This is a genomic window from Halanaerobium kushneri (genome assembly GCF_900156285.1).
Taxonomy (GTDB): Bacteria; Bacillota; Halanaerobiia; order Halanaerobiales; family Halanaerobiaceae; genus Halanaerobium; species Halanaerobium kushneri.
In genome coordinates this window covers 1-25,328 of sequence record NZ_FTNC01000033.1, presented here as the reverse complement: position 1 = coordinate 25,328, position 25,328 = coordinate 1, and the positions used below count along the sequence as shown (strand labels likewise).

24 protein-coding genes and 1 riboswitch are annotated in these 25,328 nt (G+C 32.9%); of the genes, 22 read left to right on the top strand and 2 right to left on the bottom strand.

Translation table 11 applies throughout. The features are described from left to right. From BW929_RS13915 to rbsB, 22 genes are all read left to right on the top strand, one after another. Window positions 1–341 (top strand): integrase core domain-containing protein (locus BW929_RS13915; RefSeq protein ID WP_143414054.1); only part of this gene is annotated, 341 nt, incomplete at its 5' end. A gap of 70 nt (window positions 342–411) precedes the next feature. Further along, window positions 412–900: a hypothetical protein gene (locus BW929_RS13910; RefSeq protein ID WP_076546096.1), complete on the top strand. Its 489-nt coding sequence runs from the start codon at window positions 412–414 to the stop codon at window positions 898–900. Window positions 901–1,035: 135 nt separating this feature from the next. Beyond that, entirely contained in the window at window positions 1,036–1,554 is a 519-nt protein-coding gene (locus BW929_RS13905) for a hypothetical protein (RefSeq protein ID WP_076546095.1), read from the top strand. A gap of 201 nt (window positions 1,555–1,755) precedes the next feature. After that, the gene (locus tag BW929_RS13900) at window positions 1,756–2,328 is read left to right on the top strand and encodes a hypothetical protein (protein WP_076546094.1); all 573 of its coding nucleotides are present in this window, start codon (window positions 1,756–1,758) and stop codon (window positions 2,326–2,328) included. Between the two features lie 17 nt (window positions 2,329–2,345). Further along, window positions 2,346–2,771, top strand: coding sequence for a curli assembly protein CsgF (locus BW929_RS13895; RefSeq protein WP_076546093.1), 426 nt, complete (start codon window positions 2,346–2,348; stop codon window positions 2,769–2,771). Between the two features lie 34 nt (window positions 2,772–2,805). Then, the gene (locus BW929_RS13890; protein WP_076546092.1) at window positions 2,806–3,597 is read left to right on the top strand and encodes a CsgG/HfaB family protein; all 792 of its coding nucleotides are present in this window, start codon (window positions 2,806–2,808) and stop codon (window positions 3,595–3,597) included. Window positions 3,598–3,964: 367 nt separating this feature from the next. After that, window positions 3,965–4,870 (top strand): hypothetical protein, encoded by a 906-nt coding sequence (locus BW929_RS13885; RefSeq protein ID WP_076546091.1) that lies wholly within the window; start codon window positions 3,965–3,967, stop codon window positions 4,868–4,870. Between the two features lie 15 nt (window positions 4,871–4,885). After that, entirely contained in the window at window positions 4,886–5,521 is a 636-nt protein-coding gene (locus tag BW929_RS13880; protein WP_076546090.1) for a hypothetical protein, read from the top strand. Between the two features lie 160 nt (window positions 5,522–5,681). Next, window positions 5,682–5,767: riboswitch (cyclic di-GMP riboswitch) on the top strand. A gap of 29 nt (window positions 5,768–5,796) precedes the next feature. Next, on the top strand, window positions 5,797–6,540 hold the full coding sequence (locus BW929_RS15180; RefSeq protein ID WP_143414053.1) for a hypothetical protein: 744 nt from the start codon (window positions 5,797–5,799) through the stop codon (window positions 6,538–6,540). 108 nt (window positions 6,541–6,648) lie between these two features. Then, complete coding sequence (locus BW929_RS13875) at window positions 6,649–8,172, top strand: hypothetical protein (RefSeq protein WP_076546089.1); 1,524 nt, start codon at window positions 6,649–6,651, stop codon at window positions 8,170–8,172. A gap of 16 nt (window positions 8,173–8,188) precedes the next feature. Further along, window positions 8,189–9,373: a type IV pilus secretin PilQ gene (locus tag BW929_RS13870; protein ID WP_084566229.1), complete on the top strand. Its 1,185-nt coding sequence runs from the start codon at window positions 8,189–8,191 to the stop codon at window positions 9,371–9,373. Window positions 9,374–9,386: 13 nt separating this feature from the next. Beyond that, on the top strand, window positions 9,387–10,715 hold the full coding sequence (locus BW929_RS13865; protein ID WP_076546088.1) for a hypothetical protein: 1,329 nt from the start codon (window positions 9,387–9,389) through the stop codon (window positions 10,713–10,715). A gap of 388 nt (window positions 10,716–11,103) precedes the next feature. Continuing rightward, window positions 11,104–11,904, top strand: coding sequence for a hypothetical protein (locus tag BW929_RS13860; RefSeq protein WP_076546087.1), 801 nt, complete (start codon window positions 11,104–11,106; stop codon window positions 11,902–11,904). A 93-nt stretch (window positions 11,905–11,997) separates the two neighbouring features. Further along, window positions 11,998–12,858, top strand: coding sequence for a hypothetical protein (locus BW929_RS13855; protein WP_076546086.1), 861 nt, complete (start codon window positions 11,998–12,000; stop codon window positions 12,856–12,858). 89 nt (window positions 12,859–12,947) lie between these two features. Next, window positions 12,948–13,757: a fimbrial biogenesis chaperone gene (locus BW929_RS13850; protein WP_076546085.1), complete on the top strand. Its 810-nt coding sequence runs from the start codon at window positions 12,948–12,950 to the stop codon at window positions 13,755–13,757. Window positions 13,758–13,770: 13 nt separating this feature from the next. Next, on the top strand, window positions 13,771–16,812 hold the full coding sequence (locus BW929_RS13845) for a hypothetical protein (protein WP_076546084.1): 3,042 nt from the start codon (window positions 13,771–13,773) through the stop codon (window positions 16,810–16,812). 575 nt (window positions 16,813–17,387) lie between these two features. Next, window positions 17,388–18,380 (top strand): LacI family DNA-binding transcriptional regulator, encoded by a 993-nt coding sequence (locus BW929_RS13840; RefSeq protein WP_076546083.1) that lies wholly within the window; start codon window positions 17,388–17,390, stop codon window positions 18,378–18,380. Between the two features lie 70 nt (window positions 18,381–18,450). Next, the gene (gene rbsK, locus BW929_RS13835) at window positions 18,451–19,368 is read left to right on the top strand and encodes a ribokinase (RefSeq protein WP_076546082.1); all 918 of its coding nucleotides are present in this window, start codon (window positions 18,451–18,453) and stop codon (window positions 19,366–19,368) included. 1 nt (window position 19,369) lies between these two features. Beyond that, on the top strand, window positions 19,370–19,765 hold the full coding sequence (gene rbsD / locus BW929_RS13830) for a D-ribose pyranase (RefSeq protein WP_076546081.1): 396 nt from the start codon (window positions 19,370–19,372) through the stop codon (window positions 19,763–19,765). Next, on the top strand, window positions 19,766–21,265 hold the full coding sequence (locus tag BW929_RS13825; RefSeq protein ID WP_076546080.1) for a sugar ABC transporter ATP-binding protein: 1,500 nt from the start codon (window positions 19,766–19,768) through the stop codon (window positions 21,263–21,265). Between the two features lie 10 nt (window positions 21,266–21,275). Continuing rightward, window positions 21,276–22,229 carry an ABC transporter permease subunit gene (locus BW929_RS13820; protein ID WP_407645392.1) on the top strand — a complete coding sequence of 318 codons (954 nt, stop codon included), beginning with the start codon at window positions 21,276–21,278 and terminating at the stop codon, window positions 22,227–22,229. A 103-nt stretch (window positions 22,230–22,332) separates the two neighbouring features. Next, entirely contained in the window at window positions 22,333–23,223 is an 891-nt protein-coding gene (gene rbsB / locus BW929_RS13815; RefSeq protein ID WP_076546078.1) for a ribose ABC transporter substrate-binding protein RbsB, read from the top strand. Between the two features lie 127 nt (window positions 23,224–23,350). Here the strand turns inward: rbsB and BW929_RS13810 are convergent, their stop codons facing one another. Together BW929_RS13810 and BW929_RS13805 are read right to left on the bottom strand one after the other, a co-directional pair. Continuing rightward, window positions 23,351–24,190, bottom strand: coding sequence for a bifunctional 5,10-methylenetetrahydrofolate dehydrogenase/5,10-methenyltetrahydrofolate cyclohydrolase (locus tag BW929_RS13810; protein ID WP_076546077.1), 840 nt, complete (start codon window positions 24,188–24,190; stop codon window positions 23,351–23,353). 55 nt (window positions 24,191–24,245) lie between these two features. Next, window positions 24,246–24,833 carry a cyclodeaminase/cyclohydrolase family protein gene (locus tag BW929_RS13805; RefSeq protein ID WP_076546076.1) on the bottom strand — a complete coding sequence of 196 codons (588 nt, stop codon included), beginning with the start codon at window positions 24,831–24,833 and terminating at the stop codon, window positions 24,246–24,248. Between the last annotated feature and the right edge of the window lie 495 nt (window positions 24,834–25,328).

Genomic DNA, 25,328 nt, shown 5'->3' with positions numbered 1-25,328 from the left:
TTACTGAATTCCTTGAAGAATGGGAGATCAGGCACATTAGAACAGCTGTAAAACACCCTGAGACAAACGGAAAAATTGAAGTTTTCCATAAGACAATTAAGTATGAGAATGTCTATAGAAAAGAAACCTATCAGAGCTTTTATGAAGCCAGAGAAGATATAGAAGATTTCATTGACTATTACAATTCTGAAAGACTGCACCAGGGTGTAGATTATGTAACACCAGATCAAAAATATAACGGTAAAGCTGATGAAATTATAGATGAAAGAAAGAAAAAACATCAGTCAGCTATTGATAGAAGAAAACGACTCAATCGAAAGAGAAAATCAACTGCTGCATAAAACAACCGGGACTACAAAAGTATTTTTAAAATCTACTTGACTTTTCAGAAACAATGCAGTGGTGCCAAATATGTTATTAAATTCAATAAATTTAAAATCTGTTTTTTGCCTTTTATTAATTTTTATTATTGCACTGCCAGTTTATGCTCAGGAAGCGAATGTTAATTCCTTAAATAATAATTATAAGATTGAGGAATTATATTATGATATTAATACTGAACAAGTTATTTATCAAAATTTTAATTATAATTTTGATTTTAATTATAATAATCATCTTCAGTCCCCCAAAAAGGCTGTAATTGTTCAGATTGGAAATAATAATTTTGCTGAGATAAAACAGGGAAGTAAATATATATCAATTAGTTCAGCAACTGCTTCTATATATCAATACGGAAATAATAATTATGCTGCTGCAGTTCAGCATAATAAAAATAATAGGCTTAAGATTGGACAGTATGGGAATAATAATCTGGTGCAGGTAGAACAGTTTCGAAAAAATAGCAGTGTTTTTATAACTCAATTTGGAGATAATGAAAAATTAAAGTTATATAAATATTGATGAAAACCAGCTTAATATTCTGGTTTAAGATATATTTTGAAATAAATGGAGGAGGTGGTCGGGGAAATTATGGATAACATTGTGCCGCTTCTTTGTAAAAGTCTGAGTAAATTAAGGGAAAAGGAGGTGAGTAAAATGAGGAAAATTTTATTTCTAGCTTTTGTTATGATAATGGCTCTATCTATTTCTGCAATGGCCTTCGGTGTTGGTGGAGATGTTGCTATGATTGATCAGTTAGGTTCTTTTAACGATGCTTCAATCTCTCAGTATGGTCATTCTTATGGTGGTTGTGGTTGGGATTGTCCATTATGTTCTGATAATATTGCTGTAATTCTCCAGGATGGAGTAGGTAACAAAAACTATGTAACCCAGAGAGGTTCTGATAACCTGACTCACGCTTTATCCCTGGGATTTGCTAACACAGTAATTCAGGATCAAGATGGTCATGACTTAACAGCATTTGCAATTCAGCACGGTGTATTTAACCATGTAACCCAAATGCAGTCCGGCAAAATGAATGTCAGCTTAGTTAGACAGGTTGGTGTAGCTAACAGAGCTATGACAGCACAGAGTGGTGGTAACTGTTTCTGTGGTGACACTGCTTTAATCAGTCAGATGGGTTTTGCTAATAATGCTGAAATTTATCAGTATTAAGTTATTTGACTAAAAAGTAATAGAGATAACTCGTTAATCAGATCTGATTATTAATGGTTAAAATAGTTATAATCTATTAATCGATTGATTAAGAGCATCTAATAAAAACAGTCTGGGATAATTCCCTTTATAATTTATTACCAGACTGTTTTTTATAAAGATTATTAAGGAAAAATAGAGATAGTTTTAAGGGGTGAGAAAATGTCAACTAAGAATTTTTTTCGACTTCCACTGGCTATTTTACTGTTGGTTATTTTAATTTCATTTTCTGCTGCTGCCCAAAATAATGATAATCAGGATTTGCAGGAGAACGAAATTGGGCAAGAGTTGGAAGATAGAATTGAATTAATTCAGGCTTCACAAAATTTATCAGCTCAAAAAAATGACAAATCTGCTACAGGAGTAAGTCTTTATCTAACTACCTTTCATGCAGGCGAAAAAGAGCTAAATCTCGGAGGTAAATTTGAAGGAGATTTTTTTAAAAGCGATAGTTATCAGAATTTTAGGCTTGCTTATGTACTGGAAGGTATTTACTTAGAGGATGAAGATATTAATCTGGCCGGATTTTTATCGATTAAAGCAACACTTAATGATAAATTGTTTTCACCATATTTTGGAGTTGGAGCAGAATTCATGGGGAAAGCAGACTATCAGGGATTTGTTGGTTTAAATTTAAACAATAATTTCTTTGTGGAAACCAAATTTATTAATGATAAAGATGAACTTGATCAGGGAGATTTTTATTCTTCTGTCGGTTTTAAATTAAACTTTTAGAAGAAGGTGTATCTAGTATGAAAAAAATACTTTCACTTATTATGCTGATAATTATAATTTCAATAGTTTTGCCTAATGCAGTTCAGGCTGCTAGTGTAACCAGCTGGAAATTTAATATTCTCAATGATCCAGATGCCAGACAGGTTGCTCAAAATATAGCCAGTGCTCAAAATGATATGACTCTGGCCAATGATCCAATTGCTCAATTTATATCAGGAATTAATGGCAGAATTATGAATATGATTCAACAGGATATTGTTAATAAAATGCTGGAAAATAATATTGGAGAGGGAATCAATTATGAGGTAGGAGATGTTCAGATAGATGTTACCGAAGACCCACTTACTGGGGTAGTTACTATTGTGTTAACAAATATTATTACTGGTGAAATTACAGTGATCGAGTATGATACCACTGAGTGGCCTTCCAGCGAAGACTTTTAATAAATAAAATTAGAGAGATAGAGGGGTGAACAGTATGGAAGAAATGATTGCTGTACTTTTGATAGTTTCTTTGTTTGCAGGGGGTTCGACCGGGCTGCTGCCTGAAAAAGAGGTAACTGAAAAACTTGCAGCTGATCCTAATCAAACTATAAATGAAATTAGAGCATCAGCCGATCAGATTATCACTTCTCAGGAAAATGTAACAACAGCAACCCAGTTATTAGCAGCTTTACCGGAGAGAGAAGAAAAGTATCAAATAGCAATTTATGATATTAAAGATAAAACCGGACAGTACAGCGAGATTGGATCAATGGTTGTATCCCAGGGTGCAACTGAGATGTTGATTACTGCTTTGGTCAGATCAAGACAGTTTAAAGTTCTTGATCGAGTAAATATATCTAATTTTATGACAGAACAAACACTGGTTGATCAGGATAGAACAACAGGCAATGATGGTCCGGTAACTGGTGAGTTAACAGGTGCTCATTATGTTATTGATGGAGCTATTACTGAGTATCAAATTGATAAGAAAACAGGTGGTCTGGGTCTGATCATTGCAGGTAAGGGAGGACAGCAGGAATATGCTGTAGCTAGCTGTGCAGTTGATTTAAGAGTAACAGATACTACAACTGGAGAAGTTGTCTGGGCTAAAAGTCTCAAAAAAGAAATTATTGGTGAAAGAATTAGTTTTCAGGTGTTCTCTTTTATGGGAAATAATATTGTAGAATTCGAATCTGGTCGTGGTAAACAGGAAGTAATTAATTTGGTAGTCAGAACTCTGCTGGAAGAAGCTGTTTATCAGCTTTCTGTAAGTGAGGTTTTGTAAAAGTATTATAGTGGAAAAAAGATTTAATAAATTTAAATTATCAATAATCAGCTTCAAATTACATGCGGGTTGACTCCCGGGTTTAAAAGCAATTAATATGCCTAGTTAAAGCTTTTCCACTACAAGGCGGGGGCTGAAATTCAGCCCCTGTCAAAAAAAGTTTTTCCAGAGCATTAATTTGCTCTGTTTAACCCTGGCTTAAAAACCAGGGTTTAAATAAGTTTAAAATATTTATCTTAAAAATAATAGATTATTGGTTTTAGATATTTTTTAGAGATTTTTTATAATTTTTTTTATCTGGAATTGTTATCATACATTTAGAAAATATAATTTAATTCCCTTAAATCAATTAGGGAGGAAGATGAAATTGAAAGTTAATACGCATCAATTAAAAAAAATTATTGATTTATTTTTGCTACTCATTTTATTTCTGTTTTTAACTACGAATTTTACAAAAGCCGCTAATCTTTCTGCTTCTGGATATGAGATCAATTTAAATATTGACTCTCCGCAGCAAGTGTTTTCAACTAATATTGATCTTGGTTTAATTAATAGAGAAGAAGAATTACCTTTAAAAAATATATATTTAGAAAAATTTATATTAAAAAGTGCGGAAGGCAAAGAGATTCCTGCTAATTATATTAAAATAGAGACACCTTATTTTCAGGATACGATGGATCAAAGTTATCGTTATCTTTTAATGAAAAAAGATCAGGTAAAGAGCTGGTTTAAAATTGGATTATTGAGTAAAACTGTTTATCTTGATCCGGGAATATATAAAGGATTTATTAATATTGATGATCTTGACTGGGAAATCATGGTCAAAGTAACAATAGAACCATTTGTTAAACTTAATTTAGATGAAAAAAATATTGAATTTTCTGTAAATAATCCTCGGGAAACTGATTTCTTTATTGCTCCCAAGTTGTATGAACTGAATATAGACTATAATCATACGGATTGGGAGGTTCAGGCCTGCCTGGAAAATGAATTTGAGAGTGATAAAGGAGAGATATTGGCTGCTAAAAATTTATTTTATAGGTTGGAGAATTTAAATCAGAAAACTGATCTATTAAAGCTGAACAAAGATCAGTTTAAAAATTTTCAAACTGAGTATTCACTTATATTAATTAATGGTAAAGAATATCAGGAAGGTTTAAATTCTATCAGGTTTGGAATTGATTTAACTGGAGAAGAATCTTCTGTACAGCCTGCTGGCTTTTATAGTGGAAATATAATTTTTACTTTAAGAATTCTGGATAATAATTTGTAGTGGAGGAGGTAATTTATGAAAAAAATAATTTTAAGCTCAATAATAATTGTTTTATTTATCTTAATTTTATCCGGGAATAGTATGGCTCAGAGTCAGAGAGAAATTTTAAATTTAGCTTTTGATATCAGTCCTTATATTACTTTAGAAGTTGGAGATGACATAAATATTAATCTCGATCAACCCTGGCAGGGTGGAGAAGTAAGAGAGGCTATCTCTAATCTGCATCTTAAAACTAATACTGAAGTAGAATTAAGCTGGGAAAGTACAGCATTTATAAATGAAGAAAGTGGAAGAACTTTACCGCTGGGAATACCAGTAGATTATATTCAGAAATTAGTAGGAGGCGAAAAAGTTGAAGCTTCTGAGCAGGCATTTGGTCTAAATACATTTTTAGTAAAAAGCGGAACTGAAGTATCAACTAATGACGTGCTTTATCAGAGTGAAAATCAGAATTCAATATTAACTTCTACAGTCAATGACAATAAAAATCTTCAAAGTCAAAATGCATATAATCTGGATCCAGGAATTTATAATTTTGATATTGTTGTTCAGTATTACTGGGCAGAAGAGGGGAACTGGAGTCAAATTATTGCCGGAGAATATAGAGGGGAGATAATATATACTGTTTCTGCTGTAGATGATAGTAATTAATTAAGATATAAGAGAGTGATTTGGTGATCGATATTAAGTTTAAATATAAAGATAAGCTGAATAAAAATAAGAAAGGAGGATTAATATGGGACCATAATATTTTTATAATAATTATTTTAATTTGATTTCTTAACATTAGTAAAGTGTTTTTAAAAACTCCTTTTAGATTGGAGGCTTTGATCTATCATTTTCAATTGGTCACCTATTAAGTGATAGTTAGCTAGGGTGAAACCGGCCAGTTAAAAGGCAAGACAATCAAAACAGGAGGAAAAAAAATGAAAAAATTATTAATTTTAAGTTTGGCTTTATTGTTTGTTATGAGTATCAGTGGAGTTATTATCGCTGCTGAAGCTAATGTCGGAGTTAATGTTACAGTTTCTCCATATATGGATGTCTGGTTTGTTCCTGCAGATGAAAGTGATCCTGATTATCTTGGTTTATTTGGTAATGATGCCTTAGAAATTGGAGAACCAGGTATTTATATTAGTGATGGAAATGCAACTAAAAATAGTGTTCTAAGTATTTGGGACCCTGTTAAGACTGCAGCTGAAACTGATGGTATAACATCATTTTTAGTTTTACAGGACTATTTTAGTCAGGGACAATTACCTGCTCCTCAAGTTGAAAAATTTAAAGTTGATGCTAATACAAATGTAAATGTTACTCTTAGTGCTAATTTTGATGATTGGATGAATGCACCTACTATTTTTAGAGTATCTTCAGATGATACTGATATTAATGGTATTGGTGATTGGGCAACTGATTTAGCATTAGTAGGAAATACTGTAGACATGGTAAGTAATGCGGTATATAATCCTGCACTTACAGCTCATAACAATGCTGTAACAGGTTTGAATGACACATTTTCTTTAGATTTTGCAAACACTTATCTATGTCACGGTCCACTAGAATTCCATTTAAATGGTGCTCTATGGATACCAAAGGCTTCTCAGGTAGCCGCTGATGATTATAGTGCAACAGTTATTGTAACTGTTTCAGCAGTAGGAAACGGAAGTTAAGATTATTTTTATATTTATATCAAATAAGGGGAGATTTCAGAACATGCGTTTCTCCCCTTTTTTCCTTTATAAGTTAAGATCTCTATTTAGAAAAAAGAAGGTGGAAAAATGTTCAATAAAACAATTATTTTGTTTTGGATATTTATTTATTTTATAGTAATATTTTCAGGGAATTCTTTTGCAGCAGGTGTTAAGCCATTGGTTTTGAATTTTGATTTAAAACCAGGAGAAACTTCTAACTTTGTATTAACATTAACACCAGGTAGTGTTAGAGAGACAATTGATTTAATACCCTATTATCCTACTCAAAACCTTAGTGGTGGATTAAATTATGAGTTAGGCGATTCTACTACACATCCATTTTTAAATTGGATTGAATTAGAAAAAGATCAAATAATCGTTCCTCCGGGTCAGGAACAGATTGTAAGAGGTAGAATTAATGTACCCTATAATGCAGCTGGATCTCATACAGCAGTAATCATGGTTGAACAGGTGGATAATGAAAATATGAATTCAGGACTTTTAAATTTTAAGGTTAGATATGCAGTTAGAATAAATATTAATATTGAGCGTCCTGGCCAGAGATCTAGAGCTGAAATTACTGAGCTAGGATTAGGAAAGAATAAAGATGGTAATCCACAAATCTCTGCTCATATTAAAAATGTTTCTCCTTTATATTTTAATGCAAGTGCTGAAGCTACTATAAGAGATGAAAATAATAGATTAATTGAACGTTTAAATATTGTAAGTAAGGCTGCAGCAAGAGCAAATAATCTAAACACACGTATTTATCCGAATAGTGAAGTTATCTTTCAGGCAGATTTAAATCAACCTCTTTACCCAGGAGAGTATAACCTTCAGGTGTATCTAAAGTATGGAGATAACCGTCAGTTAGTGGAAAGAAAAAATATTACTTTAAAAGAAGAGCTTAGAAAAGCTGGTCCAAGAAGATATATTTCTTTTGAACCTAAAATAATTTCAAAAAATTTAAGAGCAGGGTCCCCGGTTACACAAGTTATTGAAATAAACAATTTATACAATAAAGAAATTAAAGTGAAAATTAATAAAGAAGAAGTGGTGGATGATTTTGATTATTCTATATTTAATACTGGAGAACTTCAACTCAGAGGTGGAGAAGAATTATTGTTTGACAGCAGGAGTTCAGGGCGACTGGTATTTATTTATCGATCTCCAAGAGATGCAGCAGCTGGAGGATATTACGGAAAATTAGAATTAGAAGTTTTTGATCAAAAAGATGAACTGTTGGAAACTAGAAATATTGATTTAGAAATGTTAATCGGTGAGGACTGGAAATATGATGCTGAAATAGATGAATTTGAATTCTTAAATGATGATGGAGTTCAGACATTCAGTCTCAATTTAAAAAACTTAAGCTCAATTCATATTAATCCGGGTGTCTTATTAGTTTTAAAAAATAATGAAGATCTGGTTATGAAAACTATCAATCTTTCTCCATCTGAAGAACTAGATGATAAATTACTTCCAGAAAAAACAGTTAAAATGATACAGCGAACTACTGGCATCGAAACCGGAACTTATAAAATGGAAATAATAATTACAGATAATGAAAAAGAAATCAAGAGAATAATGTCTTCAGTAGATATAAATTAGAAAGGAGGTTAAGCTGATGAAAAGTAGAATAGCTTTTAATATATTAATTATAATAATATTAATATTTATCTGTCTGGGAACTACAGCAGCCCAAGAAGATTCAGATGAGCCAATGGTATCTGCTCTATATTTTGAATCAGATATCAGAGAAGCTCTAAACGATCTGGTGCTGCAGTCAGGAGTAAATATAATTGCAGATGATACAGTTCAGGGTCTGGTGACTTTAGATTTAGAAAACGTTCCTCTGGAAAAGGCTCTGAAAATGATTTTACTGAGTGGTGGATACTCCTTTAGACGTTTTGAAGATTATTATCTGGTAAGTATGGCAGATCCGCGCAGTCCAGCATTTCAGCATATGGCCGAAAGCCGGAATATTAAATTAAAATATATTACAACTTCTGAAGCAAGAGATTTATTACCTGCTTTTTATGATCCGTTTTTAAGAAGTAGTGAAGAAAGGAATTCAATTACTATTACAGCTACCCCTGCTATAATTGAAGAGTTTATTACAGAAGTAAATAAGATTGATTCACCATCAGAACAGATTCAGATCCAGTTAGTTGTTACTGAGATTTCCAGTGATTTAGTTAAAGAATATGGTGCCGACTTATTTGATTATTTGAGAGAGGAAATAGTAGGATCTGATGGTTTAATTTATAATAATGAATCTGTGGAATTATCCTGGTATGGAAGTTCTGATAGAATTTTAACTAATTTAAAAGCCCTTGAAAAAAAAGAAGATCTGGAAATAAAAGCTGACCCCAGGTTAATTGTTCAAAATAGAGGAACAGGAACTTTATTTATTGGCGAAGAACAGGTCATTATTTTGGAACCTGAAGATGCTTCTGCAAGACTGGAACGGGTAGAAGTAGGAGTAGCATTGGAGGTAAGTCCCAGGATAATAGGTAAAGATGAAATTGAACTTAATATATCCCCTTCTATAAGTCATTTCACTGAAGAAATGGATCAAAGGCTGAGAATTAGACGTAGTGAGATTACATCAGTAATTCATACTCAGGATAAGGAAACACTGGTTATGGCAGGGATGACTATTGAAAATAGGAGAGATAATATTAGAAAAGTTCCTATTTTAGGTGATATTCCTCTAATAAGATGGTTTTTCCGCCAGGATAGAAAAGAAGATTCTGAAAGAGAATTATTGATGTTTATTACAACTGAGATAATTAATCCAGCAGAATAGGGGAGGAGTTATTATGGAATATTATAAAAAATATTTCTTATCTCCACTTTGGTTTCTTTTTATAATATTAATTATATTTATATCTATATCTTCGATAACAGTTGTGGCGAGCTCTGATTCTGAAGAAATTATGAATATTAACTCTTCTAATTTTAATAATCAGATATCAATAAACCACATATTATTTAAACTTGAAATAATAGATGTTACAGATAAAAATTTAAGCAGTTTTAATTTAGAAAGCTTTGAATATGAAGAAGAAAATGATCAGGAATTTAATTTTATAAATAGAGATCAGCTACTCGAATTTTATGGCAATAATTTTGAGATTATGCTGCAAAAAGTAAGAGAACAGGAGTCAGAAGAATCAATTTTAAGTCCCAGAATTATTGTGGCACCTGGTCATACTGCAACTTTACAGGTAGCAGAGGAAGAATTATATTTAGATGTAGAATCAGTAGATTCTATTACCTACACAAATATTTTTGAATTAGATCTTACTCCAAAGAATGAATTTGATAAAGAAGAAAATCCGATTTTGACAGTTATTAACTTAAAAACTGGAAAAGGTCCCACAGGGATAGCAACAGAGGTCTGGATCAAACCAGCTCAGCCATATCTATTGGCCCTTATGGAAAGTACGAAAAAGAATAGAATAGAAAAAAAAATTGGAGATAGAAAAGAAATTGAAAAAAGATATTTTGCTGTGTTTCTTACTGCCAGACCGGTTGGTGTTTTGACTCTGCCAGACTTATCAGTTAGTCTTGCTGGTCTGGAAGAAATTTTTAATCACCGAGAGCTTAGCCAAAAAGAAACAAGACTGATTTTAAAATATGCTTATGAGAAAAAGATTGATCAAAATCAAAAAATATCATTAAGTGGATTTTATCAAAATGATTCTAACATTAAAATTGATTTAAAATTAAATGAAATCTTAACAGATAGACATACTATTTCTTTATCCGGTCATATTTATGATAATTTATGGATGGGATTAGAGTTTATTAAGCTGGCAAATAAAGAAAATGAATTAGCATTAAAATTCAGTGATCTGGTTAAACTTGGACCTTTAAAACTAGATGCAGGTTTAAATCCTCTTACTTATAACTTTGAAGACAGGGAAAGTAATTATAAAAATCCTAACTGGTATATAAGAGGAGAATCAGACTTAGGACAAAAATTAAATTTTGCTTTAGAATACAGATCTTTAATTGAATATGATTTTGCAGGAATAGATGTAGCTTATGATTTTAATAATTATGGATTGTTATTTGGCTATACCTGGAATGTTGATCTTGATCAAGAGGAATCGTACTGGTTGGGATTACAGTATGAGTTTTAAATTGTTTATTTAATTCAATTTCAATTATTGTTTTTAAATAATAATAGATATTTTTGCAGTCTTTTAAAGTCTTTCCACTACAAGGCAGGGGCTGAAAATTCAGCCCCTGAATACAATCAGAACAGAAATGTTCTGTTTAACCCCGGTATTATTTTATGCTGGGGTTTTAATTTAGACTGACAAAAATTATTTTATAAATTTTGATAGTTTAATACTTTTAGTAACTTCAGCTCCTTTATATTCCCATTTTAAAAAAACTTTTAAATAAAGGATTGATTTAAAAATTTAATCCATTTTTTTATTTTTAGAGATTTTTTAGGGATTTATTGGAGATTAATTCAATATCAAATTGTTATGATTGGTTTAACAAAAAGGTGGTGGGAAATATATGAAGAGAAAAATATTTTTTATAATATTAATTATTATTTTCCTGTCTCAGATTAATGTGGAAGCAGCTGGAGTTTATCTTGGCAGTTTTACCCCTCAAACAAATGAAAACTTTAGTTTTTCGATTTCAGTTCAAAATCTGGAAGGAGAAATAATCACCATCTCAACCTCAGATGATTATTTCAGAGCAGAAACAAATAAGATTGCAGCTTCAAATCTAAAGTTAGTAAATAGAGATAATTCAATTCCATTATCAAGTAGAGAGCTTAAGATAGAAAAAAACAGTTTACTTTACAACTTTTCTTTAAATTTTCAACTTAATTTAAAAGCAGAATATAAGCCGGGATTATATAGTAATATTATATTTTTAAAAGATAAAAATAAAATTTTAGAATTAGAGGTAGTTTTTGAGATAAGACCCTGGATGGAAATCCTTAATGGAGCAGTTCAGAGTGCAAAAATAGAAAATGTCGATAATCGAACTATGGAGCTTCTCAGCTCTGGCCAGCAGAAAATATTGATCAGATCAAATACTAACTGGAAACTCAAAGTAATGATAACGGAAGCAAGTAAAGATAATCTTTCAATTCGAGTAGCAGCTGATTCTGAGAGTAGATCTTTTGTAGATTATAAAAGTGATTTTATTAAATTAAATGAAGTGGAAACAGTTATTGCCAATGGTTCGAATACTGCAAAATTGAGTTCAGGCCAGGTAGAAATTTTTTATCAGCTGCGGATAGAAGATTTTAGAAAAGTAAATGCTGGAGAAAAAAATTATCAGATTAATTTTAAACTTGAATAAATAAAAGCAGCCTATATTATCAGCCTCAGCTGATATTTAATATAAAGTCCTAATGTGGAAGCAGGTTTCTAAAATTACAAGGAGGTATTTATAATGAAAAAGATGTTGGTATTAGCTTTCGTGTTGGTATTTGTTCTCTCAGGTGCGGTAATGGCTCAGGATGGAGTTCTTAAAGATGATGGCGATTTTGAGTGGGATCCTGGAGTAGAGGGAGGCCCAATATGGCAGGATGGAGAATTATATGCTAATTATGATGTTGACACAGGAGATGGAGTTGTTTTTGTAAATCATATAGATGCTGATAATCCTGGTGTTTATACAAATTTAGAAGAATTCGATAGAAGTGGAGAATATTTAGATGTAAATGATACAAATAATGAGAATCGACAAGAAGTTGCAATCACATTACCTGCAGAAGCATATATTCCCTGTTATTTAGAAATGAGATTAACAGGTAATCAGGGAACTACTTCAGCCATCAGTTATGGCCCGGGTGCTTCAGCAACCGGTTCAACATTACCTCAAGGTCAATCTGGATACCATATGGTATTTGATAATGAGATAGGTGGCTTTTTAGATGCAAACTGGGTATCTCTGGGCCATGGAAGCAATGCAGAAATAGATCCCGGTGATGATGTATTTATTGGTGCCTGTGATATTTTTGCAGTAGAGGTTATCTCCAATGATAATTATAAATATGAAGTAATTTCTAAGGCATTAGAAGGTGCGGATGTAGCAAATAATGGTAAAAAACTTCCGATGTATATGAGAACAGATCTCGGCAACGGCTGGTTAGCAAATGACTTTATTTTTAATGCAGAAAGGACTTTTACCCGTACAAGAAATGCTGGCGTTAAATTAGAAGCACTGCATAACTTCAAAGTACCTTTCAGTATGAATACTGTTCATGGTCACTATTCTGGTGAAGTAGTATTTAGAGCTGTTACAATTTAAGTAAAGCATGACTAAGTAAATACAACTTTTCCACTACAAGACAGGGGCTGAAAATTCAGCCCCTGAATAAGTAGAAAGGAGTAACTTCTATGACTAAAAAAATAAAAAACATTAATATGTATTTGATGTTTATTTTAACTATTGGTTTAATTCTATTAACTGCAGGTTCAGTGTTTGCAACCATTAGAGTTGAACCTTCCAGAATAATTTTAAATGCTCTAGAGAGAGAACGCAGCACCGGGATGATAGAGGTAGTTAATAATGGAGAAGAAGAAGTAGAATTAACAACAGTCTTAAAAGATTGGAGTTTAGATGAAAGAGATTCAGTTGTAGTTTTTGAAGCAGGTGAGACTGAATATACCCTGGATGGTTTAATTAAGTTTAATCCAAGAGAATTTACTCTGGCTCCAGGACAAAAACAGATAGTTAGATTTACAATTTCCAGTCCGGAAGCAGAAACTCCAATAGAAAGAAGAGGAATAGTTTTTGTAGAACATGAAACAGATTTAATCGATAATGCAACTGGATCAAGGGTTAAAAGTCAAATTGGTACAACTATTTATTATATTCCGGTAGGTGTTAAATATGATTTTAAGTTTACTGGCTTAAGAGTCTATAATAGCCCAGAACCAATGCCCCAGGGCATTTCCCTAAGAATTAAAAATGATGGGAATGGACATCTAAGATACTATCCGGCTTATAAAATAGTTGATCAGAATAACAAACTTGTAATGGAAGATAAATTTACTCAATTATTAATTCTCCCTAAAAATGAAAGACAATTTTCATTTTATCTTAAAGATAGGCTAGAACCAGGAAACTACAAATTCATGCTGGAGTTTAGTTTTTATAACACAGATCGAGTTGCTGAATACCAGATTCCGATTAAAATAGAGTAGGCTGGTGGAAAACATGAAAAATTTAATATTAGTTACTCTATTTGCTCTGTTGTTCTTTATCTCGGGCAGTCTTCTGGCCCAGGAATTAGTAGAAGATAATTTAGATATTGAAACAAGCATTGTCTTATTAACCCTCTTTGATATAAACAGAGAACAGCCATATGATCAGGATGACTTTTTTGAAATATTCTATTTTACTGATGAAGATTATATTCTTCTGCCGGCAAATTTGATAGCACCCTATCTTGAAGTGGAGCTTAATTTTAATAGAGATCTATCTCTTTTGACATTAGAAAAAGAGGATAGTGAAGTAAGGGTCGATTTGAGGGCAAAGGAATATTTAGATCATCCAGAATGGAACGAAAGGACTCCAGTAATTTATGGAGGAGAATTTTATCTGGCAAAAGAAGTTTTTGAATATCTAACCGACTATCAGATTAGCTGGAATAATTCTCTGCAGGAAGTTGTAGTGGAAGGCGAATTTTTTGAAGATATTGAGATAGAAGATGGCCTGGAAGAGGATGAAGAAGAAAAAGTCATCTATCAGAAAGAAGAAAAAGAGATCTTAGGAGAGGAGTTGGCAGCTTTTCAGCTAAGTTCTGTTCATTACCGGGTTCAGTTAAATCTGGAAGATAGAATTTTTGGAGATTTAAATAAAGACCTAACTGGAGATTTAAATTTTTATGGCAGAACCGGCAACTGGGCCTATTATTTTAACAATGATCTTAAATACAATATTGACAGCAGTGAAATTGAATATGAACTTGATAAACTAAAATTTAAATATCAGGAAAATAATATGCTGATCATTGCCGGAGATCATGATTTCAGGCTGGAAGAGACAATGGGAAATAACGAAATGCAGGGAGTATATTTTTCACTGCCGGATAGATTGAGCTATAAATTAATTCCCTATACTAATGTAACAGTAAAAGTAAAAAGAGAAGATCAGATCTCACTTTATCTTAATGATAATTTAGTTAAAAAAAGAAATATTAAATCTGATGGAGAATATACTTTTGAAAATATTGAACTAAGAGCCAGATATTTAAATAAAATTGAAGTTGTAAAAATAACTTCAGAAGGAAAAGAAGAAAGAAATGTAAGTTATCTTGCTGGTTCAAGTGATGTTTTAAATTCAAGGGTAAAAGAAACAGAAATTTTTGCCGGCCGCTATCGAGATGACGATTATTCTGGAGAGGGCTGGGAAGGTTACTTTGGAGCACTAAGGGCCAATTATGCAGTAAACAGTAATCTTTCTGCTCATTTAGAAACAGCTGTTTATAATGAATCACTTAATCCGGATAGTGAACTGACTGGAGAGGTTATTTCTTCGATTTCAGGTTTTTCTTTTAGAATTAATCCTCGGACAGTAATTAACTTAGACTGGTTAATTGCAGGTGAGTTTGATAGTCTGGAAAGTGGAGCCGAAGCCAGTATTTTATATGGATTACTAAATGGATATATTCAGGGGATATATTTATATATTCCTCCGGAAACAGCAGAATATATGGAAAAAGATGAAGGAGAAGATAAATCAATTTCTTTTCGGCTTGATTTAAATAATAATATTAGTATCAATCCAACAGTTGGTCAGCGAAAAAGTCTTGCAGATGAGATAGATGAAAGTGACTATTATACTTTTAGAGTTATTTATAATCCTAGTTGGAGAAATTATAATGCTCTGACTCTTTATTATGAAAAAAATACAGCTGAATATCCAACTCCTTATGATCAAATTTTTACAATAGGAGATAAAATAAGAAAAGGTATTGGTCTGGAAAATAATATCTATGGTAATACTTTTAGAGTTTCCAGTGACCTTGCTTATTATGATAATAATACAACTTTTAGTGATTTTTATAGAGATAATAATTATCAGGATTATGAAGCTGAAGTAGGTTTATATAAGCGATTTGGCAACTATTTATTACTCTCGGCTAATTATGATGGTGAACAGCAGCGAGATGATCAGGGAGTAAGATACTATGATCGAGAGTATGATGGAGAAATCAGGCTGTCATTTGGCAGAAGAGCTTCATTATCTTTAGGGGCTAAAAGAAATGAAGAAGAGTCGGAAGACAGAATAGATGAGGAGAGTAATCTGCGTTTGAATTATTACTTTAATCGGGAGTTTAGTTTAACTGCTGAACTAAAAGATTATCATTCGGAGTTTTTAAGTGATTACCAATCAGTTAGTTTAACTGGCAATTACTATTATTCTGATAATCCTGGTTATATTAGATTATCAGGCGAATATATTGTTCCTGATCAGGGAGAAGCCGGTACTTCATTTAGGGCAGCTTATGATATTGTTAGAGATAATGAAAGTGAAATTAAAATTGAAGTTGGTAGAGAATATACTGATTTTGTAAACAATAATTACGAAGAATATGCTACGATTTCCTATTCTCATGCCTTTTCATTCATTGGTGGAGAAAATAAACCAACCAGATTTACTGATTTTGAGCCTCGGCCTATTGTTGCTGGTTATGCCTATCTTGATGAAAACTATAATGGAGTTATGGATCCAGGAGAAAAAAAACTGGCTGATATTCCGATGAGGTTAGGTAATATGCTGGCGGTTAGTGATCAGGAAGGTTTCTTTATCTTTAAACCATATTTTAATGATATTTATTTTCTTAACTTTGATTATCGCAATCTGGTTGCTGATTATACACCGGTTACCGAAGAGATATTAGTTAGAGTTAAAGATAATCAGAATGTTATGCAGAATTTTGGAGTCACAATTAATGGTACAATTAGCGGTAAAGTTTTTATAGATAAAAATGCAAATGGAGTTAAAGATCAGAATGATCAATATCTAATGTGGGCTGGACTGGAGGTTGCTGGATTAAATAAAAAAGACTATACAGATCAGCTGGGAGAATATTATTTTCAAAATATTCCTCTGGGATATCATCAGTTAAGGCTTTTAAAAGAATCTCTGCCCAGTGGAACAAGGCCTCTCAATGGATATACTCAGGATATCTTTATAACAGAGGATCAACTTGATCACCATAATATTGATATTCCAATAGTTTATGGAGATTAAGTTACCCCAGGGCATTATGGCCCTGTTTAGCCCCGGTTTAAAAGCCGGGGTTTGATTTTGAAGTCATTTAATAATATTTAATTTTAAAATTAAATTTAAGGCTTTAAAAAAGATTAGGAGTCTAAGACTTTAATATATTAGTAAAAACACTAAATTGCTGTAAAAACAAAAATTTTACTGGACAATTTTATTATTCTATTATATAATTCGACTATGAGTCATATTGACTGGTGGTCGAAATTTTATTTATATATTTTTTTTATCCAATTTTACTCCCCTCCCCCGGGGAGTTTTTTCTTTTTAAAAATAATTTATTTCGAAATTGTTTTAGCTGATTATTTTAGAGTAAATGAGACTATTTAATAATTATAAGAACTATTGGAGTTTTAGAAAGAGATAAACTTACCTGAAGTCTAATAATGACCAAAAATAATATAATTACTACTTGCATTATTTTTCAGAATATTTTATAATCATAAATGTAAACGTTAACGGAAACGTTAACGGAAAATAACTAAACTTATTACATAGATAAAATTATCCACTAACTTAATTCAAAAATCAGGTGATAACAAATGAAGGTTACAATTAAAGATATAGCCAGAGAAGCTGATGTGTCAGTTACCACTGTCTCCAGGGTTTTAAATAATAAACCTGATGTTGGTGATGATACCAGAGCAAAAATATTAAAAATAATAGACGAGATGAATTATAATCCCAACAGTGTGGCTCGCGGGCTGGTGATGCAGAAAACTCATACGATTGGTTTGATTATTCCTGATATCAGCAACCCTTTTTTCCCCCAGGTAGCAAGAGCTATTGAAGATAAAGCTCAAAAACTGGGTTATTCAGTTATCTTTTTTAATACTGATAATCATTTGGAGCGAGAAAAGAAAGCTGTGGAGTTATTTAAAAGTAAACAGGTAGATGGTCTAATTGTCTCTCTGTCTCTGGGAAATGAAAAAATACTTAGAGAATTAAAGGCAACAAATTATCCTGTAGTTCAGATTGATAGATCAGTACTTAGTAACTCATATCCCCTGGTCAGTATAGACAATAAAAATTCTGCCTATCAGCTGGTTGAATACATGCTTAAAAAAGGTCACCGCAAAATTGCACATATCAGTGGTGATTTAAATACCACTACTGCTCGTGAGCGACTGGAAGGTTATAAAAAGGCACTCAGAGATTACGAAATTGAAATTAATCCGAATTATATTATCGAAGGAGATTATACTCAGCATTCCGGTTTTGAGGCAATGCAGCAATTATTAAAATTAAAAGAAAGGCCTTCAGCAGTTTTTGCAGCCAATGATTTGAGTGCTGCCGGTGTTTATAAGGCTTTATTTGCTGCTGATTTGCAGATACCTGACGATATTGCAGTTGCAGGACACGATGATATTGATATTGCTTCACTTTTAAGACCGGAGTTAACCACAATGCGTCAGCCCAAATACAGTCTTGGAGAAAGAGCAGTAACAGTTCTTTTAAGGATGATAAATAATCAGCAGATAGATATTGAAGATCAGATTTTAAAAACGAATTTAATTATCAGAGAATCAGTTTAAAAACTAGAATAATTTATAAAGCTAGAATAATTCTTTAAATATAGAACAAATTAGAAAGCAGGTGAATTAATTGGCCAAAATACTTATTATTGGAAGTATGAATATGGATTTAGTGGTTGAAACTGAACGCTATCCCGAAGAAGGTGAAACTATAATTGGAGGTAAGTTTGAGCAGATTCCAGGTGGTAAAGGAGCCAATCAGGCTCTGGCAGCGGCAAAGCTGGGAGATGAAATTGAGTTTATAGGAGCCTGTGGAGATGATAGTTTTGCTCCTAAACTAAAGTCAAGCTTAAAAGCTGGTGGAGCGGTAATTGATAATATTTTTGAGATTGAAGGAGTAAGTACAGGAGTTGCAGTTATTACAGTTGATAAAAAAGGTAATAATCGTATTATTGTTTCTCCAGGAGCCAACTATCAGCTTGGACCGGATAAGATTGAAAAAATAAAAAATAAAATTATTGAAGCTGAAATTGTTCTGTTACAGCTGGAAATTCCAGTCGCTACAATTGAAAAAATTGTAGAGATTGCTTCAGAAAATAATACTAAAATCATTCTTGACCCTGCACCGGCTCAAAGATTGTCTGACCGTATTTTAGCAGAGGTAGATTATCTACTGCCTAATGAAGGTGAGCTTGATTTATTACTGGATGGGGCAGAAACAAAAAATAGATCAGAAAAAATTGAAGAATTGCTTGAGATAGGTGTTAAAAATATAATAGTTACTGAAGGAGATAAAGGTATCAATTATTACAGCAGGACTAAAAAGATACATCTTGACACACTAAAGGTCAAGTCAGTTGACACTACAGCCGCTGGCGACGTCTTTGCTGGAGCTTTTGCAGCCAGTTTAATGTCAGAAAACAGGTTGAAAGAAGCATTAGAATTTGCTGTTCAGGCTGCGGCTTATTCGGTAACCAGAAGAGGTGCCCAGAGTTCTATTCCGGATAAAAAAGAACTGAGTCAATTCCTTGCTGAAAGGAGTAAATAAAATGAAAAAAAATGGAATAATTAATAGTGAATTAGCACGAGTAGTTGCTGAAATGGGACATAAAGATAGTCTGACTATTGCTGACTGTGGTCTGCCAATTCCACAGGAAGTTGAAAGAATTGATTTGTCACTGACCAAAGGTTATCCTGAGTTTTTAAAAATATTAAGAGCTATGCTTAAAGATCTGGTTGTTGAGAAAGCAATTCTGGCTGCGGAAATTAAAGAAAAAAGCCCGAAGTTAGAAGCGGAAATATTAGAATTACTGCCCGATATAGAAATTGAGTACATTCCACATACTGAATTTAAAAAGAAAACAAATAACTCCCGAGCAGTAGTTCGCAGTGGAGAAACTATTCCTTATGCGAATATTATCTTAATATCAGGAGTTGATTTTTAAATGGCAAAACAAAAGGTTCTGGAAATGAAAAACATCACCAAGACATTTCCTGGAGTTAAAGCTCTAGATAAAGTTAATTTTTCTCTGGAAAAAGGTGAGGTCCATGCACTTTTAGGAGAAAATGGAGCCGGGAAATCGACTCTGATGAAAGTTTTAAACGGTATTCATAAGCGTGATGAAGGAGAAATAATCGTAAAGGGTGAGCCCGTTGAGTTTGAAAATACTAAAGAAGCTCAAAATGCAGGGCTGGCAATTATTCATCAGGAACTGGAGTTAATACCGTATTTAAATGTAGCAGAAAATATATTCCTGGGAAGAGAAGAAAGAAATGGAGTCTTTATTAATTACAAAAAGCTCTATCAGCAAACAGAAGAAGTCCTTGATCTGCTTGGAGTAAACATTGATCCTCGAGCCCAGATAAAAGATTTAAATATAGGTAGTCAGCAGATGGTTGAGATCGCTAAAGCAGTATCACAGGATGCTGATATACTGGTTATGGATGAGCCTACTTCTTCACTTACAAATCAAGAAATAGAAATTTTATTTGAACTAATTGAGAGACTAAAAGAACAGGAAATAGCAATAGTTTATATTTCCCACCGCTTGGAAGAAGTTTTTGAGATCTGCGATCGAGTTACTGTTTTAAGAGATGGTCAGTTTGTGGGAGAAGTTAAGACTTCAGAAACTAATGAAGATGAGTTAATTAAAATGATGGTTGGTAGAACCATTGAGGATCGCTTTCCGGAAATGAATTTTGCCCCTGCTGACGAAATTTTAAGAGTCAAAAATTTATCAGTACCTGATCAAATAGTCAATGCTTCTTTTTCCCTTAAAAAAGGAGAGATACTGGGAATTGCAGGTCTGATGGGTTCAGGAAGAACAGAACTTGCTAAAGCAATTTTTGGAGTTTTTAAAGAAAAAACTGGTGAGATTTTTTATCGGGGCAATAGATTGAAAATTAATTCTCCGGCAGACGCGATAGATAATGGAATTTATTACTTAAGTGAAGATCGGAAAGAAGAAGGACTGATCCTCGGTTTATCAGTTGCTGATAATATAAGTATTTCAGTTTTGAAAACAATTTTAAATGCAAATACATTTATAGATTCAGCAGCGGAAAAAGAACTGGCTGAAAAATATATCAAGGATTTGAATATCAAAACCCCTTCTGAAAAACAGCTGGTTAAAAACTTAAGTGGTGGAAATCAGCAGAAAGTTGTAATTTCAAAACTGCTCTCTACCAGACCTGAGGTAGTAATTTTTGATGAACCAACTCGGGGAATTGATGTTGGAGCTAAAAGAGAAATATACAATTTAATGCAGGATTTAATTGATGAAGGAGTTGCAGTGATTCTGATTTCTTCAGAACTGCCTGAGATTTTAAATTTAAGTAACAGAATTTTAGTAATGCACGAAAAAGAAATTATGGGAGAGCTGGATGCCGCTGAAGCTGATCAGGAAGCGATAATGAAGCTGGCAACCGGAAGGAGGAGTCAGTAAAGTGAATAATATTAGTGGTAGTATTAAAGACAAAAGTTTTTTAGAAATTTTAAATAAATTTAAAACAGGGATTGGACTCTTAGTTTTGGTAATAGTTTTATCTTTTATGAGTCCTTACTTTTTAACAATTCCCAATCTGTTAAATGTAGTCCGACAGGTTTCTATTATTGCAGTAATTTCATTTGGAATGACCATGGTAATATTAACAGGGGGGATTGATCTTTCAGTTGGTTCAATGCTTGCTTTTTCAGGTGCTGTTGCCGCTGGAATGATGGTTAATTCTGGCCTTAATGTATTTCTGGCTATCTTAATCGGTCTGGCAGCAGGTACAGCGCTGGGTCTGTTTAATGGACTTGCAGTTGCCAAAGCGAAATTGCCAGCGTTTATTGTGACCCTGGCGATGATGACTGTCGCCAGAGGTTTTACTTTGATCTATACAAATGGTCGGCCAATTTCAGGTTTTGACGAAACATTTAGGTTCTTTGGTGCCGGCTATTTAGGTAGAATTCCAATTCCAGTTGTAATTATGTTTATTCTTCTAATAGTAATTTACATTTTATTAAAAAAGACACCTTTTGGTCGTTATATTTATGCAATTGGTGGCAATGAAACAGCAACTAAATTGTCAGGTATTAATACAGATAAAATTAAAATTGCAGTATATGCTCTTAATGGTTTTTTAGCAGCAGTAAGTGGTATTATTTTAACATCTCGTCTTAATTCAGCTCAGCCAATGGCTGGCGAAGGTTATGAGTTAGATGCGATCGCTGCTGTTGTACTTGGGGGAACCAGTCTCTCAGGAGGTAGTGGTGGTGTAATTGGAACCATTATTGGTGCCTTAATTATTGCGGTTTTAAATAATGGTTTAAATCTCTTAAATGTATCTTCATTTTATCAGTTAGTTGCTAAAGGTGCTGTTATTCTGCTTGCTGTCTTCCTGGATCGCAAAAGTCAGCAGCAGTAATAATATAGATTAAGAAAAATACTTCAAACAGGAGGTGAATTTTTCATCAGCTTCTTTTTGACAGGATTCATTAAAAGAATTAAATTCAAGGAGGAATAAAAAAATGAGAAAACTTATTGTAATTGCTTTATCTTTAATGTTGGTGGTAGGACTTTCTGCAGGTGTTGCAGCACAGGATATTAAATTGGGTCTGGCTATTTCTACTTTAAATAATCCTTTCTTTGTTGATCTAAAAGATGGTGCAGAATCTATGGCAGCAGAAATGGGAGTAGAAATTTTAACAGTTGATGCTCAAAATGATGCTGCAAGTCAGTTGAGTAGTGTTGAGGATTTATTAATTAAGCAGATTGATGTTTTAATTGTTAATCCAGTTGATGGAAATGCTGTTGTTTCTGCAATTACAGCTGCACAGGATGCAGGTGTACCTGTAATTACAGTTGACCGTGCAGCTGAAGGTATCGATGTTACAAGTCACATTGCTTCTGATAATGTTGCTGGTGGAGAAATGGCTGGAGACTTCATTGCCAAGCAATTAGGTGAAAAAGGTAAAGTTGTAGAACTACAGGGTATTCCTGGAACCTCTGCTGCAAGAGATAGAGGTAAAGGATTTAATCAGGCTATGGATAAATATTCTGGCATGGAAGTTATCGCAAGACAGCCTGCTGGTTTTGACCGTGCAGAAGGTATGACAGTTATGGAAAATATCCTGCAGGGTAACCCAGAAATCGACGCGGTATTTGCTCATAATGATAACATGGCTTTAGGTGCAATGGAAGCTATCGCAGCAGCTGGTCGTTCTGATGAGATTATGATTGTTGGTTTTGATGCTATTGATGATGCAAGAGAAGCTGTAAAAGAAGGAAACATGGCAGCAACTGTTGCTCAAAAACCAGGTTTAATGGGAGAAATGGCAGTAGAAACAGCAGTTAAAGTTGCAAATGGAGAAGAGGTTGACGAATATACTCCAGTACCTCTAGAATTAATTACTGAGTAAAAAATAAATAAATATTAATTTAACTTTAGCTATTAACTCAATTGATATCTAAACTAAATAGCTTATAGTTAATTAAAGGCCCTTCTTCGTTTTGCTGAAGAAGGGCCTTTTAAAGTATTATATTCGATTATCTAATACCGTGCAGATTTTTAAATGATTTAACAATATTGCGCATTAAAACCTGATTGGTAACTGTCCCCACTCCTCCTGGAACAGGAGTGATGCTTTTAACTTTTTCTGCAGCAGAATTATAGTCAACATCTCCCAGTAATTTTCCCTCGACAAAATTAGTGCCAACATCAATAACAACAGAATTTTCATTTAGCATTTCACCTTTAATCATTTCAGCTCTACCCACTGCTGCTACAACAATATCTGCATTTTTTAATTCCCATTTTAAATCTCTGGTGCGGGAGTGGCACATTGTTACAGTCGCGTGTTTTTGTTGAAGTAAAATTGAAACCGGTTTGCCAACTATATTGCTTCTACCAACAACTACAGCTCGCTGTCCTTTAATGGGGATATCATAATAATCAAGAATCTCCATACAGGCTTCGGCAGTAGCTGGATTTAAAGTTTCTAATCCGACAAAAAGTTTACCCAGAGAAGCAGAAGTTATACCTTCAATATCTTTCTGAGGATTGATCATTTCCAGGCTATCTTTTAGTTCAGCTGGAAGGGGCTGTTGAACCATAATAGAAGTTATTTTGTCATCTGCATTGGCAGCTTTAAGTCGAGCTTTAAAATCTTCTGGTTGATCTATAAACTGCTGGTACTCAAATTCAATTCCTATTGCCTCACAGTTTTTTTCAATCCTGCCCGCATATGCTTTACTGGCAGCATCTTCTCCGTACTGCAGCACAATAAGATGGGGGGCAGCACCTGTTTCATTTTTTAATTTTTTTACTTCTTTAATCAGGCTTGCTTTGATTTCTGCTGCTAATTTTTTGCCACTTAACTCTTGCATTCTGTCACTTCCTTTATTTAAATTAGTAAAATTTAGTTTCAGTTAATCAAAATAATTAATTTGCAAGTTCAATAATTTCCTCTTTAAGGCGGGAACTTTCATCTTTTAATTTAAGATATTCTTTTTTGATATTGGATTTATATTCTTCATTATCAAGACTTTGGAGATTGATTTTAACATTTGCTATTGCACTTCCAACTGCTGCATCTCCTATGTATGCTGCTACTTCAAAATCACTGGCCAGCATTTTATTGCCAATTTCGCTAACTTCTAGACTGAGACGCATTAGTCTAACTGCTTTTTTTGTCATGTCCATTGAAAATTCTACAGCATCCTGACAGACTGATTTAACTTTATCCTGGTCACCAGCTTTATAGCTGTCAAGTATATCAGATAATATTTTACTATCCTGGTCAATCATTAAAAGCATTTCTTTTTTTAATTCTTCACTTTCCGTTAATATTTCTTTTGCTTCTGCTTCAACTTCCTTATATTTTTCTTTACCAATTGTCAGGTTGGCAATAAAGCTGATAACTGCAGCATTTAAAGCTCCACTTAAAGCAGCTGCACTCCCCCCACCAGGGATTGAATTTTTGGAACTAAGATCGTCTAAAAATTCTTCGATAGTTTTTTGAGCATACATGCTAAAACCCCTCTCTTTGTTAAATAAGATTTTATTAATTTTCTAAAAATTTAATCTGACTTAATTTAATTATATAAAACAAGAGAATTTTTAACAAGGTTAATTTTTATTTGTTATATTAATTTTGAGGTTCTTTGCTTATTATATTATAACCTGAATTATTCATAGCAACCACAAAATAAATTTTTCCTTTTATTTAACTCTAAAATCATCTGATTTAAGAACTTAAAAATATTTTTTTGAGTTGAATTCTTAAAAAAGATCTGTTTTTGGTATTATGGTAAAAATTACTATTAAAATCGGGTATAGATATCCCCTGTTCTTCCTTTTTGTCTTTAAAACTTTACAGGCCCTATATGTTAAGGTAGTTTAGTATTCAGGTTCAGATAAATCCCAAACCCTGTATATTATCCAGTACCTTAAAGAATAATTCTTTGTTGGGACAGCCTTCTGCCAGTTTGTAATAAATATATCTGCCTGTTTTTACTATTCTGG